Below are 861 nucleotides of genomic sequence, written 5' to 3' on the forward strand. Positions count from 1 at the left end.
GCGGCGGTCACGCTGTCGCTGAAGCCGCACGGCGTGGCGCCGGGCGATGCGACCGATGCGCAGATGGCAGCGGTCGCCGATCTCGCCGACGCCTACTCGCTGGGTGAAATCCGCGTGTCGCACGAGCAGAACCTGATTCTCGCGAACGTGAAAAAGCGCGACCTGTACGCGCTGTGGGAAAAGGCGAAAGCGCACGGTTTTGCGACACCGAATGTCGGCCTGCTGACCGATATCATCGCGTGCCCGGGCGGCGATTTCTGCTCGCTCGCGAATGCGAAGTCGATCCCGATTGCGAAGGCGATCCAGCAGCGCTTCGACGATATGGATTTCGTCTACGACCTGGGCGAGCTGTCGCTGAATATCTCCGGCTGCATGAATTCGTGCGGTCACCATCACGTCGGCAACATCGGCGTGCTGGGCGTCGACAAGGACGGCGCCGAGTGGTATCAGGTGTCGCTCGGCGGCGAGCAGGGCAGCGGCGCGACCGGCGCCCATCTGGGCCGTGTGATCGGCCCGTCGTTCTCCGCGGAGGAAATGCCGGACGTGGTCGCGAAAGTGATCGATACGTTCGTCGAGCACCGCGCTGACGGCGAGCGCTTTATCGACACGTACAACCGCATCGGCATCGCGCCGTTCAAGGAGCGCGTGTACGCATCGCGCCAACCCGCTCACGCGTAACCGGCTCAGTTGCCACACTCAGTTGCCAAAGTAAGGAACATGCAGATGGCTTCGATTATCAAGGACCGCGCGATCGTCAACGATGACTGGACGGTCGTGCGCGCGGCGGAAGACGGCACGCTGCCGGCGGTGGACGCGTTGCCGGCCGGCAAGGTGCTGGTGCCGCTCGCGTTGTGGCAAAGC

Annotated in this window: 2 pseudogenes; both read left to right on the forward strand. The window is 64.2% G+C overall.

The features are described 5' to 3' along the window. A pseudogene (locus HV796_RS42830) lies at positions 1–678 on the forward strand (nitrite/sulfite reductase); the annotation flags it as partial. Between the two features lie 45 nt (positions 679–723). Further along, positions 724–861 (forward strand): annotated as a pseudogene (locus HV796_RS45295) (DUF934 domain-containing protein); the annotation flags it as partial.

The organism is Paraburkholderia humisilvae (genome assembly GCF_902859855.1).
GTDB lineage: Bacteria > Pseudomonadota > Gammaproteobacteria > Burkholderiales > Burkholderiaceae > Paraburkholderia > Paraburkholderia humisilvae.